The 12,847-nt window shown below is 58.8% G+C and carries 13 protein-coding genes; 12 read left to right on the top strand and 1 reads right to left on the bottom strand.

The features are described from left to right. Positions 1-1,239 (bottom strand): carbon starvation protein A (locus tag H8E27_03180; protein MBC8324615.1); only part of this gene is annotated, 1,239 nt, incomplete at its 3' end. 250 nt (positions 1,240-1,489) lie between these two features. Here H8E27_03180 and H8E27_03175 point away from each other — a divergent pair. The 12 genes from H8E27_03175 to H8E27_03120 all read left to right on the top strand — a co-directional run bounded on the left by H8E27_03175 (position 1,490) and on the right by H8E27_03120 (position 12,833). Beyond that, entirely contained in the window at positions 1,490-1,645 is a 156-nt protein-coding gene (locus H8E27_03175; GenBank protein ID MBC8324614.1) for a small basic protein, read from the top strand. A gap of 106 nt (positions 1,646-1,751) precedes the next feature. Next, positions 1,752-2,456, top strand: a complete 705-nt coding sequence (locus tag H8E27_03170) for an rRNA pseudouridine synthase (protein ID MBC8324613.1) — start codon at positions 1,752-1,754, stop codon at positions 2,454-2,456. Continuing rightward, positions 2,456-3,925 carry a hypothetical protein gene (locus tag H8E27_03165; protein ID MBC8324612.1) on the top strand — a complete coding sequence of 490 codons (1,470 nt, stop codon included), beginning with the start codon at positions 2,456-2,458 and terminating at the stop codon, positions 3,923-3,925. The genes H8E27_03170 and H8E27_03165 overlap by 1 nt, the downstream gene beginning before the upstream one ends. Before the next feature lies 1 nt (position 3,926). Continuing rightward, positions 3,927-4,841 (top strand): bifunctional 5,10-methylene-tetrahydrofolate dehydrogenase/5,10-methylene-tetrahydrofolate cyclohydrolase, encoded by a 915-nt coding sequence (locus H8E27_03160; protein ID MBC8324611.1) that lies wholly within the window; start codon positions 3,927-3,929, stop codon positions 4,839-4,841. Between the two features lie 9 nt (positions 4,842-4,850). Continuing rightward, on the top strand, positions 4,851-5,288 hold the full coding sequence (locus tag H8E27_03155; protein ID MBC8324610.1) for a hypothetical protein: 438 nt from the start codon (positions 4,851-4,853) through the stop codon (positions 5,286-5,288). Between the two features lie 3 nt (positions 5,289-5,291). Next, entirely contained in the window at positions 5,292-6,227 is a 936-nt protein-coding gene (locus H8E27_03150) for a hypothetical protein (protein MBC8324609.1), read from the top strand. Between the two features lie 92 nt (positions 6,228-6,319). Further along, entirely contained in the window at positions 6,320-7,048 is a 729-nt protein-coding gene (locus H8E27_03145) for a LysM peptidoglycan-binding domain-containing protein (protein MBC8324608.1), read from the top strand. A 2-nt stretch (positions 7,049-7,050) separates the two neighbouring features. Further along, a complete protein-coding gene (locus tag H8E27_03140; protein ID MBC8324607.1) occupies positions 7,051-7,911 on the top strand; it encodes a hypothetical protein in 861 nt (286 codons plus the stop codon). Continuing rightward, a complete protein-coding gene (locus tag H8E27_03135; protein MBC8324606.1) occupies positions 7,908-8,669 on the top strand; it encodes an ABC transporter ATP-binding protein in 762 nt (253 codons plus the stop codon). The genes H8E27_03140 and H8E27_03135 overlap by 4 nt, the downstream gene beginning before the upstream one ends. A 60-nt stretch (positions 8,670-8,729) precedes the next feature. Then, the gene (locus H8E27_03130) at positions 8,730-11,630 is read left to right on the top strand and encodes a hypothetical protein (GenBank protein ID MBC8324605.1); all 2,901 of its coding nucleotides are present in this window, start codon (positions 8,730-8,732) and stop codon (positions 11,628-11,630) included. Between the two features lie 68 nt (positions 11,631-11,698). Then, the gene (locus tag H8E27_03125; GenBank protein MBC8324604.1) at positions 11,699-12,340 is read left to right on the top strand and encodes a hypothetical protein; all 642 of its coding nucleotides are present in this window, start codon (positions 11,699-11,701) and stop codon (positions 12,338-12,340) included. 4 nt (positions 12,341-12,344) lie between these two features. After that, positions 12,345-12,833, top strand: coding sequence for a hypothetical protein (locus H8E27_03120; GenBank protein MBC8324603.1), 489 nt, complete (start codon positions 12,345-12,347; stop codon positions 12,831-12,833). Positions 12,834-12,847: the final 14 nt, after the last annotated feature.

The raw sequence follows: 12,847 nt of genomic DNA, 5'->3' as shown, positions 1-12,847 counted from the left end.
CGCAATGCCGAGGGCTTGGAGGAAATTAGCCGAGCCCTGCACGAACGCGCCGACCTTTGCGGCCAATGCACCGGCGGCGAGCCAGTCGCCGTACTGCGCGGTCCACGCGGCTTTGCCGGTGAGCATCGTGCCCTCGTGCATCATCCCGAGGCCGAGCCCCGCGCCGCACGCGAGGAGGACGAGTGTGGCAAGAAAGCCCTCGGTGAGCATACTGCCGTAGCCAACAAAGCGGGCGTCTTCTTCGTTCTTGAGTTGTTTGCTGCTGGTACCGCTGGAAACGAGGCAGTGAAAACCACTCACTGCGCCGCACGCGATGGTGATAAAAAGAAACGGAAAAATGAGCGGCGCGTTCTTCGGACTAAAATCCCACATCGGCGCGACCATACTCAGCGTTTGTTTTTCGCCGCCGGTTGGCGTGTAGCCAAAGAACGCCGCCGCGCCAAGGCCGAACACGATGAGGCCGAGGGCGGAGATCAATTGCAATGAGTTGATGTAATCGCGCGGTTGGAGCAGCGTCCACACCGGCAACACGGAGGCGACGTAAGAATAGCCCAGCAGCACGAGCACCCATTGCCACAACGGCCACGCGGCGAGGGCGGCGTTGAATGCGCCAAGCGCGCCGGTGTTTCCAAAAATAACAGTGAGGTACATCACCGCCAACGCGATAAGCGACGGCAAAAATAATCCGAAGCCTTTGCGATGCAAGAGGGTGCCGATGACAATGGCGATTGGGATTTGCACGATGCACGGGAAGATGGCGGCGGGGTATTGCTTGAACACCGCGGCGATGACTAACCCAAAAATCGCAAGCACTACGGTGAGCGCCATAAATAAAACGAAGAGGAAAAGTAGGCGAACGCGTTTATTCAAAACGCGACCGGCGATGTCGCCGACGGTTTGGCCGTTGTTGCGAAGGCTGACGACGAGTGCGCCGAAGTCGTGCACGGCGCCAATAAAAATGGAACCGAACACCACCCACAACAACGCGGGAAGCCATCCCCACATGATGGCGATGGCGGGGCCGACGATGGGGCCGGTGCCGGCGATGGAGGTGAAGTGATGGCCGAAGACGACAGATTTTTTGGTGGGCACATAGTCGACGCCGTCCTCGAGTTTTTCACTGGGACAGACGGCGCTGGCGGAGAGACGGAAGATTTTTTTGCCCAGCCAGCGGCCATAAGTATGGTAGGCGACGATGAATCCGAGGCCGGCGAGCAGGGCGATGAGGAGGGTTTCCATAGTTATGACGCGCCGAGGGCGCAGTAACGTGCCGGAAAACTAGGGGGTTTTTGCGAAAAATGCAATGCGTGTGAGCGAATGGGCATTTTTTTAAAAAATTCAGTTGTTAACAGGTGTGAGCAGTGTTAGTAACTAACTTTTGCCGTTGGCGAAAGAGATCAACTATAAAGAATGCCTCGCCCGTGCCAAGGACTGGTGTGCTGAAAAGGCGCCACGAATTGGCTGAGCGAGGTGACGAAGGAACAGATTTATGTCACGACATCGCAGTTTACGATCTTCAAATACACTGGGCGCAAAGCGCAACGTGCTGAAGCGCTATGAGCGCGTGGCACTGTTGAAGGACCGCGGCCAATGGAAAGAGGGCGACCGCGTGGCGGGACTTCGCAAGACGAAGCCCTCCGAATAGCGGCCGCGTAATGATTCGCTTCGATGTCACGGGCCTTCGCCCGGAGGTGCATCTGTTCCACGGTGAGACACTGAACGGAAGTTCTGTGCCTGAATGAGAACAGTTGATGGTGCGCCTGCAAAAATTCTTGGCCCAAGCCGGGATCGCTTCGCGGCGTGCCAGCGAAGCGATCATTTTGGCTGGGCGCGTGGAGGTGAATGGCCGGCCGGTCACACGGCTGGGAACCCAAGTGGATCCCGCGAAAGACGTGGTGACTGTTTCCGGCAAACCCATCCAACCGTTGAGTCATCGCTATGTCGCGGTGCATAAACCCAAAGGGGTTTTGTGTACCCGGAAAGACGAGCGCGGGCGGCCTATTTTGGGCGACCTGTTGCCGCCGGGCTGGGACCTGAAACCCGTGGGCCGACTGGACCGCGACAGTGAAGGATTGATCTTTGCCACAAACGACGGCGAGTTCGCACTGCGGATGACTCATCCGCGGTACAACGTGCCCAAGGTCTACACGGTGGAGGTGAAAGCCAACGTGCCTCAAACGGCGCTGGCGCAATTCACCGAAGGCGTAGAGGACGCGGGCGAGTTGTTGCGGGCCCGCAAGGCGACTTTGGTGAGTAGCACCCGCGCACGCAGCATCGTGCGGATCGAACTCACCGAAGGCAAAAACCGCGAGGTGCGCCGATTGTTTGCGACACAGAAAATAAAAGTCACCCGGCTAACCCGGGTGCAAATAGGAAAAATAAAATTAGGCGAGTTGCCCCCCGGCAAATGGCGAACACTAACAGAAACTGAAATCCAAACCTTGTTGAGGAACTGATGAAAACCACCCTGCCCCGTATATTAACTCCCGCGCTCACACTCGCGGCCACCACCCTGCTCATCGCGCAAACCGCGCCGCCCATCCCAGCCGGACCGGGCGCGCCACCCACGCGCCAGCCCGTACCGCCCGCGCAACCGGTCCCCACACCGGCCGTGCCCGCGCCCTCACCGGAAATTATTCCGCCCGCCGTTGCACCGGCAGTGCCACTCGTGCCGCCAGCCATCACGCCCCCTGTGGTGCCTCCGGCTATCACGCCGCCCGCTGTGGCCCCCGCCGCCCAGCCCGCGTTGATTGAATTGAAACTCCCCGCGCCCACCCCCTCCATTGGGTTGGGCGTCATCACCGGCACGCGCGTCAGCGCCCGCGGCAAGGCCACGGTGCACAGCCAGCTCGTGTTTCGGTTCGGCCAAAATGAGCCGATCAATATTCTTGAGGAAATCACCCTCGCCACACCCAAGGCCGGTGAGCCGCGCAAATGGTATCGCGTGCAGGTGCCCCAGGATGCCGGCTTGTGGGTGCACCATGATTTTCTCCACAACCAACGCATCGTAAATATCGTGGGCAATGATGGCAAACCCTCCCCTCACACTTACGCCAGCGTAAAGCCTGATCGGCTCAACGTGCGTGGCGGCGCAGGTGACGCGTTCCCCGTCCTTGGCCGGCTGATGCAAGGCACGGACGTAGCCCTCACCGGCGCGCAGAAAGGCAAGTGGCTCGAAGTCTTTGCGCCCGGCAATTGCTCCGTGTACGTGGCCTCGCAATTTGTGAAACGCGCCAACGGCAACGTGGGCAATATTATCGAGGTACAACCCGCGCCCGGCGCACAACCACAGACGGGAATCATTCAGCCGTTGCAACCGGGAATCATTCATCCTCTGCAACCAAGCGCCCAACCCGCGGTGCCTGCTGTACCCGTGCAGCCCGGCACCATTGCCCCCGCAGTTCCCGGCGCGAAACCGGCAGTGCCTGCCGAAACGACCATCACGATTGATCCAAAAACGTTTGGCAATCCCGACGGTGGCACCACTCCCGGCGGTGTGGCTATCGTCCCCAAACCGTCCAAGCCCATCACGCCGGCGGTCCTCAAACCCATCGTGCCCGTGAAACCCGTTGTGCCCGCGCCCGCCAAGCCGGTGCAAGTGGCCAAGGCCAACCCGAACCTGCCCCCGCCCAGCAAACCGGTGATGGACAAAAACGGCGCGCCTATACGCATCGTTACCCGCGAAGGCATCGTGCATCGCACGCTCAGCCTGAGCGCGCCCTCGCGCTACGTGCTCGAGCATCTTGAGAGCGGCAAGACGATTAACTTCCTCATCACCAAACATCCGGCGTTGGAGAAGCAAATGGAAAAACTTCTCGGCCGCCGCATCCTCGTCAGCGGGCAGGAAGCAATGGACGCCCGCAATCAGCACACGCCGGTGCTTCTCATCAAGTCCCTCAAAACGACGGACGACACTAAAAAGTAACGTGGGCACCGAAGCCATCGACAACAGGATTGATGGCCGCGCCATCGCCGAGCAAATACACGGGGAAACCCGGCGGCAAATTGAAGCCCTGAGTGAGCAGGGCACGCCGCCGGGTCTCGTCTTTGTGCGCGTGGGCGAGGATGCTGCCTCGCGCGTGTATGTGGGGATGAAGGAAAAAACCTGCGCCCGCCTTGGCATTCAATCCACCACCCACGTGCTGCCGGAGGACACGACGGAAAAGGAGTTGCTCAAACTCATCAGCGAACTCAACGCCAACCCCACCGTGCACGGCATCCTCGTGCAGGCGCCGCTGCCGCCGCCCATTAACGAGGCCACCATCTTTGCCGCCGTTTCGCCTAATAAAGATGTCGACGGATTTCATCCTGTCAATGTTGGTAAACTATTGCTGGGCGACGCCGATGGCTTTGTGCCCTGCACCCCCGCCGGCGTGCACGAACTGCTCATCCACAGCGGCGTGCCCATCCAAAGTGCGGAAGTCGTCATTCTCGGGCGCGGCAATATCGTCGGCAAACCGATGGCCGCAATCCTTTGCCAAAAGGCGGCGCACGCCAACGCCACGGTCACGCTGTGCCACTCGCGCACGGCCAACCTCGCCGATCATTGCCGCCGCGCGGATATTTTGATCGCCGCCATCGGCGTGGCCGAATTTGTGAAAGCGGATATGGTGAAACCCGGGGCCACCGTCATCGATGTGGGCGTGAACCGCGTCCCCGATCCCGACGCCAAGAACGACACACGGCTGGTGGGTGATGTGGACTTTGCCGCTGTGCAACCGATCGCCGGACTCATCACGCCCAACCCCGGCGGCGTGGGGCCGATGACCATCGCGCTGCTCATGCGCAACACCGCCCGCGCCGCCGCTCGCGCGGTTGGGCTTGAGCTAGAAACCCAATAATTTAACACAATGACCGACGCAAGAATACTCCCCGACCTCCAATGCTCGCTAATGTGCGAGGACGTCCGACAGGAAGCCAACGGCAACATTTTCCTGATCGGCGTGCTGAACCAAATCGTGGTGCCGCAGGTGCCCGTGGCGGCCAATAAGCTGGCGTGCTTCAATCGCTGGACCGCCGGCGTGGGCGAATTCAACGAAGTGATCAAACTGCTCGCGCCCGATCAATCCACCGTGGTGCGCGAAAATACGCTGGCGTTTACGATGGAAAATCCCGGCGTGGTGCGCACGAACGTGCATATGTTTCAAGGCGTGGAATTCACCGAAGCCGGTACGTATTTCGTGGAAGTGACCGTCGACGATGTACTGAAGCTGCGCTATCCGCTGCCGCTGGTGGTGATGCCGCAAAATCAAAATGGCGGCGGCGATAACGGCGGCGAACAGAATTAATTTATGGAACCGGCCCCGTCCAATGGCGAACCGCCGGAGGAAACTTCGCCGGAATCCACAGCGCCTTCGCCCCCCACACTTCCAAAAGGCTTTCCCGTCACCTTCAGTGGTGTGGCCTCCTTTGCCGAAACCGGTTGGGGACGCCTGCTCGGTTGGCAATTCCTGATGGCCCTGGCGCTGGGCGGCGCGGTGCTGCTTGTGCTTGCTCGGCACTGGGCGCCCGTGGTGGATTCGGCAATGCAGCAACTCCCCGCCAAAACCGGCTGGCACGAGGGCACGCTCGTTTGGCCCGACGACAACCTCGTTGAGCTGGGACGCAACAATTATTTCTGCCTCATCGTCGATCCCGCAGGCACCGCGCGCCAAGGCCAGCTCGCCGATATCCAAGTGGAATTGCGCCACGAGGATTGGCTGCTCGGTTCAGTGTTCGGCTATTTTGAATTGGACTACGCGCCGGGCGATTTGCCATTACAACGCAAGGAACTGGCCCCGTGGTGGGGCGCGCGCCGGCCATTTCTATTACTGGCAATGGGCGCGACGGCGGGCGCACTGGCGTGGATCGGCTGGTTGGCGCTGGGCTTGGGCGGTGGCGTGATCGCACGCACAGTTGCATTTTACGTAGACCGCCAATGCCCTCCCGGCGGCGGCTGGCGACTCGCAGCCGCGGCGCAATTGCCGTCGGCGCTATTATTGGCAGTGGGCGTTTTGTGCTATGCGCTGGGGTTGTTGCCTTGGATGGGCCTGCTGATCCTGATGCCCGTGGCGGCGCTGATTGCTTGGGGGTATTTGTTTTTTGCACCCTTCTTCCTGCCAAAAATTGAAACGACCGGGCCCAATCCATTTGAAAACGAAACTTCCGAAACGGAGCAGGACGATGACGAAAGCAAATTCTCTGACCCGGAAGAGTCCAATCCATTTCAGGATTCGGCGGAAGATTAAGCATGCGAAGCGTGAATGGAATTGCCAGCATTGCCAGCATTGCCAGCATTGCCAGCATTGCCAGCGCAGGCCAGTTCGGTTAGATTGGGCGCGTGAAACTTTGGGCAATGGTATTGGCGGCGGGCGTACTGTTTGGCTGCGACAGCAGTGACGAAGGTAGCGGTACGACGGAAGACCGCGAGCCACACTTTTTGGCGGGTCGGCGGCTGATCACACGGCAGGATTATGCCGGCGCGGAAAAATCCTTTTATAAAGCATTGGAGGCGAACCCCCGCTCGGCGGCGGCGCATTACGAACTCGGCGTGCTGTTTCTTTCGCGCAAAGACGATCCCGCCACGGCGATTTTTCACCTGCAACGCTTCATCACCCTCAAGCCTGAGGCGGAAAACAAAACGGATGTGCTCGGGCAAATTGAAGGACTAAAAAGCGATCTGGCCGGCGAAATTCTCGGCAACCCACAATCGAAGCCTAATCAATCCATTCAGGCACTGCGCGCGCAGCTCAACCAGTTGGCAGCGGAAAACGCAGCATTGAAGCATCAGTTGCTTTCCAAAGGGATCACGCCAAATCCGCAGCCGGCCACCAACACAACGGCCGCGCTGCCGCGCCCCAGCCCGGTTGGCCCGGGGGTTATTCCCGTGCCCAACCCGCCGCGCCCCGCCACGGCGATGCGCACGCATAAAGTGAAGCGCGGCGACAACCCCACGAGCATCGCGCGCCAATACGGCATCCCGGTTCCCAAACTGCTCGCGGCCAATCCCGGCCTCAAACCGGCCAAAATGCAGATTGGCGCTGAACTGAAAATTCCACCGCGCCAATAACGATGCAGCGCCTTCTTTTCGTCACGCTCGGCTGTTTTTGGTTGTACATGACCTGGCAACTGTGGCGTGTGGAATACGCCGGACAAAAACTCGGCGCGGCAGTTGAAATTTCCACGGTGTGGGACAAGGTGCGCCGTGCGCCGGATGATTCAATTTTGCAAATCGTCCACGCTCCGTCTGGCCAGTTGTGGGGCAGCCTCGATTGGGAACCCAAGGTGCTCACAAAAAACACTTCACGAGTGGAGGGCCAAATCACCCGGATCGACAGCTATGAGCTGGAGGTGGACAACGGCGTGTTCTTGCTCGGCACCGATCAGGGCCAGGTCAAGTTTGGGGTTAATCTGGTAATGAATGCCGCTTCCGCGTGGCAAACGGTGCGGATTAATTTCCGCAAACTCGATGAGCATAACATTACGGATCTGCACCTCGGTGCACTCGCCACCGCGAGCAATCAGGTGCTCAATCTCGGCCTTGAGCTTCATCATTACAGCAACCAAATTCAGATGCCGTTGGAGGACATTCGCGATCCTCGGAAATTTTCCAAGGCCCTGCTCGAGCTGCGCGGCACGGGCAAGCTCACCACAATCACCACGATGTTTGCCATCAATAAACTAATCGACGAGGCCAACCTCGGCACACAGCTTGATTTCAATTTTGAACTCCCGCGTAAGGCGCATCTCGACCACCTGCCCGGCGTGCGGTCAAACATCAAAGTGTACCGCGTGGACTTCGAGCCCGTTAAAGGCTGGCCCGCCAGCGTGTACATCAACCCCACAGGCGAAATCCTGCTCGTGCGCCTGCCGCAAGGGTACGAACTGCGCAACACTCATTATTACGGCATCGCCCGCCGTCGCACTTCATGATCGAACTGAATAATCTGGTGAAACAATTCGGCGAACTCACCGCCGTGGACGACTTGAGCCTCACCGTAAAGAAAGGCGAATTTTTCGCTGTGCTCGGCCCCAACGCCGCCGGCAAAACCACCACCATTAAAATGCTCGTGGGCCTCATTAAACCCAACACCGGCACCGTGCGCGTGTGCGGCATCGACGTGCAAACCGATCCCATCGAAGTCCGCCGCCACCTTGCGTTCGTCCCCGATTTTCCATTCCTATATGACAAACTCACCCCGTGGGAATTCCTGCGTTTCACCGGCCAGCTTTTTCATATGGACGAAGCTCAGATTCAGGAACGCACGCGCGAACTCATCCCGCGTTTTAACCTTGAGCCGTATTTGCAAAAAAGCATCGAGAGCCTTTCGCACGGCACGCGCCAGCGCATCGCCATCGTCTCGGCGCTGATGCACGCGCCCGAAGTGTTTGTGCTTGATGAACCGATGGTGGGGCTTGACCCGCATCACCAGTATATTTTGAAAGAGGTTTTGAAAGAACGCGCCGCCGAAGGCATGACGGTGTTTCTCTCTACCCACCAAATCAGCGTGGCAGAAGAAGTCGCTGATCGCATCGGCATCATTCACATGGGCAAGCTCGTCGCCGTGGGAACCAAGGAAGAATTGCACGCCATGAGCGGCAGCGGCAAGGCCGTGCTGGAAGAAACCTACCTCACCCTCACCAGCGAGGAATCCGATGTGAGCATACAGCGACAAGTCCAGCAGGGATAGCCAGTACCCGCCGCTATGGAATTCCTGCCCGCTGTCCGAAACCGGTTTACCTCGCCGCTGATGCTCTTGCTCCGGGTGCATCTCGCGCAGGCGGCGCGCCGCTTCAAAGAAGCCAGTCAACGCTCGGGGTTCCTCTCCGTGTTAATCGTGGGGTTCCTTCTTTTTTATCCACTGCTCGCCTCCGGCATGTTTTATGGCGGGCTGCGTTATGTTTCAAAATTCCCAGGACTGGGCGATCTCCTCATCGAGCGACTCATCTTTTTGCTGTTTGCGTTTCTCTTCATGCTCCTGCTTTTTTCCAACGTGGTGGTCGGCTACACCAATATGTTCAGAAATGAGGAATCGCGTTTCCTCAACACGTTGCCCATCCCGGCCCAATCGATTTTCCGCTGGAAACTCATCGAGACCGCTGTGGTTGCCTCATGGGCATTCATCGTTTTAGTAGCACCGCTGCTGCTCGCCTTCGGCATTCATCAACATGCAGACTGGTATTTTTATGTACTCACGCCGCCGCTCGTGGCGGTGTTTATTATGTTGCCGGCGGTGTTCGGCTGCTGGATCGCCGTGGCGATGGCGCGTTTTTTGGATCGCTCACTCTTTCAAGCCACCGCCGTGCTGTTGCTGCTGGCAATGTGTTATTCGGTAAAAGTTTACCTCCAACCCGAAGCCGCCAGCGAGCAGACGCTCGAAACGCGCGTGGTGGATCTCACGGACCGACTGCTCGCCAAAACCCAAATCGCGCAGTTCCCGTTCCTGCCCAGCTATTGGCTCTCCAGCACGCTCACGCATTGGGTGGAAGGCGCGCGCGCGGCGGCGGGGTTCTTTGCCGCGGTGCTGATGTCCAACGTGCTTTTTTTCGGATTCCTTGGATTCACAAAAACCGGTCGTCATTTTTATGCGTCGCTATCCTCCACGCTCAGCCGCGGCAGCCTCGCCGGCGATTGGTCCACCGCCATGCGCCACGCGCCGCGCTTGTGCGCGCAAGTCGTTTTATTGGCGTGGTTTTTGCCGGTGGTAGATTTCGAGCCACTACAAAACCATTGGCGGGGGGAACTCGCCCCGCTTTCGGCCCACTACGCCGCACAACGCAAATCTGAAGATGTGGACACCCAATCGCTCGGGCGCTGGCTCACCAATCAGGTGGCGGAATTGGAACCCCGCCTCGCGCGCGGCGCGCTTTATCATTTGCAGCCGGAAATCCGAAACCTCTACCTCCGCAGCGGCTCGGGCGAGATGAGGCAACTTGGGCCTGATCTCGACCACCTGCTGCAATCCAATCTGCGCCCCAGCTTGTCCGGGCTGGATGTTGCTCGCGGCCGTTCCGTGCTGCGCGGGGCCGCCGCCAACTTTGCCATCGAACCCGAGGCCACGTTGCTGGCGCCTTTACCTCCATCGCAAGTCACGTTGCTGCATCCCATCGGCACACCACAACTCAACAATCGCACACTCACTTTTCCTGCCAAATCCGGCACCGAAGCGCCTTTACCTGAACAAACGCATCGCCTGTTTTTCCGCCGATCAATCGCACTGGTGGACGCGCACAACGAGCCCACTGAAAAAAACGTTTGGATCACCGATTACGGAAATTATTTCGAAGGCACCCTCTCCCGCGTAGGCGATACCCTGCATCTCACATTGCCCGGCAGTACGCCCAATGATGAAACCGGTGTGTTCGGCAACGACCTCTTGCAAATGTGGCGCACAAATTTATACGGAGCTAACACACCCACATCAAAATTCGACTGGAACCACTGGCAACTCGGCCGAATGACTCCCCCCGTAGCCGCCCGAAAACCATCACCTGCCCTATCCGCCACCGTGCCGCCACTGGCACTCCTCGCCATTCCGCTCATGGCCCTGCTGGCGTGGATTATTAACAACCGCACCGTCCACCTGCTTGCGGCTGGCACGGTGCTGGGTCTCTTTGTTGCCTTCGCGACCGGCAGCGATCATTGGCTCACCCGTCTCGATGGCTCCGGCGTCGGCAGCGCCTTCGGCATCCCCGGCTGGCGGTTCCTCGGCTTCGGCGCATGGTTGATGCTTGCCGCCGCGTTGGCACAGGCGGCCACCACGATTTGGCAAATGCCCCTCGCCACGCGGTTCGAAAATTGGTTCAAGCAATGGCAGGAAAAACGGAAGGTGTTCAAATACGAACCGGGCTTAGCTGAGCGCCTTTTCAAAAAAATCCCCCGCCTGCCCTCCGACGTACTCGCCGTACTGCTCAAAGACATCCGGATGTTTTGGCGCGACACTGCGCAATGGGGGCAGTCGCTCATTCTCTTTGGCATTCTCGGCGTGTACATTTTGAATCTCCGTTTCTTCACCGAGCAATTCACCTCGCTCTTCACGGGCGGCCGTTTTGGCGGCGATTACTTTTTCAAGCTGGTCAGCTTTATGAACCTCGCCGCGTGCGCGCTGAATCTCGCCACGTTGACCACCCGTTTTGTCTATCCGCAATTCTCGCTGGAAGGCAAACGACTTTGGATCGTCGGCCTCTCGCCGCTGGGCCTCTCGCGCGTGGTGAAAGTAAAATTCTTGCTTGCCTCGGCCATTTCGCTGCTCATCAGCCTGCCGCTCATTTGGTTTTCGTGCCGCATGCTGCAATTGCCGCCGTTTCAGGTGCTGTTCTTCATGGCCGCCATCTCCATCATGGCCATCGCTCTCAACGGACTCGCCGTGGGCATGGGTGTGATGTACCCGAACCTCAAAGAAGATAACCCCAGCAAAATTGTCGCTGGCTTTGGCGGCACGTTTTGTCTCGTGCTCAGCTTCGTGTACATCGGCCTCGCCGTGATGCTGCTCGGCGCGGGCTCGCCCTTCGGGTCGCCATGGCAGGTCTTCGGACGGCATCCAATGGAAATTCGCATGATTTATCTCGGCATGTTTTTGGTGTTCTCAATCATCGTTGGCCTCGGTCCGTTGAGCTACGCGCTAACCCGCGTGAAGAAATTTGAACACTAAAGGGGAAGGGCATTGGTCAGTTGCAACCAAAGCTTTACATCACCGCCTTTTTTCCCTAACTTTTCCCTATGGCTGTTTTCGATGGGCCGGATTTGTTAGAGGAGGATTTTCCCGCTACTGCCAAAGGCACAACTTTGGTGCAAGAGGATCGCGAAGATTTGGATAATCAGGTTTCAACCCTGCAAACCCAACTCGCGTCCCTCAACCACGCACGTGACAAATTGGAGCGGGAGAAAGCCACTGTGGAGGAATCGCGCCGCCGTTTTTCGGAATTCCAAACCGGCCGCGAGGAGATGCTCCATGAACTCACGCGCAGCCTCGGATTACTCGAGGAAGCGCAGTTGGACGCCCAGCGCGACGCCGAGCAAATGGCGCGCTCCATGGATGACCTACGCGATGCCCTCACCAAAGTTGATGCACTGGTGGACGTGGACACTCACGATGAGAATTGGAAAGTACTGCTCACCCGCAACCTCACCACCATCGAAAATGCCCGCATGGAACTGAACTCCGCGCGCCTGAAATGGACGCTGCTCAGCGGCGCACAAAACAACGAGGGGCAAGGTTCGGCCGCGCCCGCGCAACCGGGTCAGATGGGCCTGCCGATGCCAAGCAGTTTTGGCCAACTCTGCCTGTGGGGGCTCGCCCTCACGTGGCCGGTGCTACTCATCGGCGCGACGATTACCGCCGTGCTGCTAATGCGGGGATAACCTCATGATCGGTTGGTTCAAACGCAAGACTGACCCGATGACCTCGCGGTCGCGTGAACTACATCAGGAAATTGCCGCGCTCGAATCCCAGATCGCTCAACTCAGCAACGCCTCCACCCTCGCCAACCCGCGCCAAATCCAATCCGTGATGGAGGAAACCTGCCACCTTCCGCCCGACCCCATTCTGTACTCCGACAAAGCACTGACCCACTCCCTACCACTCGGCACCGACCCCGAATGCTCCGGTCTCTACAACGATCAAGGTGTACGAAAATTTAATCTCGTCGGCTGGTGGCGTCGCCTACGGCACCGGCTCAATCCCGCCCCCACCGGCAACAACAAACTGGTCACCTACCTCGCCGCCGGCCGCGATTATGGCTACACCGCCCTGCGCGGCGAACGGCGCGTGGCCCGGAACCGCTTCATCCTCCTCGCGCTGGCCCTGCTCGGAATGCTCTGGACCCTCCTCAGCCTACTCATCCCGCAGTTGTAAATGGTATTGGCTTG

The organism is Limisphaerales bacterium (genome assembly GCA_014382585.1).
GTDB lineage: Bacteria > Verrucomicrobiota > Verrucomicrobiia > Limisphaerales > UBA1100 > JACNJL01.
Note: the sequence above shows the minus strand (reverse complement) of the source record. Positions and strands in the feature narration are given on the sequence as shown.

Excerpts from the sequence above, each read along its gene's own strand:
- H8E27_03175 (MBC8324614.1), top strand. The coding sequence starts at position 1,490 with ATGTCACGACATCGCAGTTTACGATCTTCAAATACACTGGGCGCAAAG.
- H8E27_03170 (MBC8324613.1), top strand. The coding sequence starts at position 1,752 with ATGGTGCGCCTGCAAAAATTCTTGGCCCAAGCCGGGATCGCTTCGCGG.
- H8E27_03165 (MBC8324612.1), top strand. The coding sequence starts at position 2,456 with ATGAAAACCACCCTGCCCCGTATATTAACTCCCGCGCTCACACTCGCG.
- H8E27_03155 (MBC8324610.1), top strand. The coding sequence starts at position 4,851 with ATGACCGACGCAAGAATACTCCCCGACCTCCAATGCTCGCTAATGTGC.
- H8E27_03150 (MBC8324609.1), top strand. The coding sequence starts at position 5,292 with ATGGAACCGGCCCCGTCCAATGGCGAACCGCCGGAGGAAACTTCGCCG.
- H8E27_03140 (MBC8324607.1), top strand. The coding sequence starts at position 7,051 with ATGCAGCGCCTTCTTTTCGTCACGCTCGGCTGTTTTTGGTTGTACATG.
- H8E27_03135 (MBC8324606.1), top strand. The coding sequence starts at position 7,908 with ATGATCGAACTGAATAATCTGGTGAAACAATTCGGCGAACTCACCGCC.
- H8E27_03130 (MBC8324605.1), top strand. The coding sequence starts at position 8,730 with ATGCTCTTGCTCCGGGTGCATCTCGCGCAGGCGGCGCGCCGCTTCAAA.
- H8E27_03125 (MBC8324604.1), top strand. The coding sequence starts at position 11,699 with ATGGCTGTTTTCGATGGGCCGGATTTGTTAGAGGAGGATTTTCCCGCT.
- H8E27_03120 (MBC8324603.1), top strand. The coding sequence starts at position 12,345 with ATGATCGGTTGGTTCAAACGCAAGACTGACCCGATGACCTCGCGGTCG.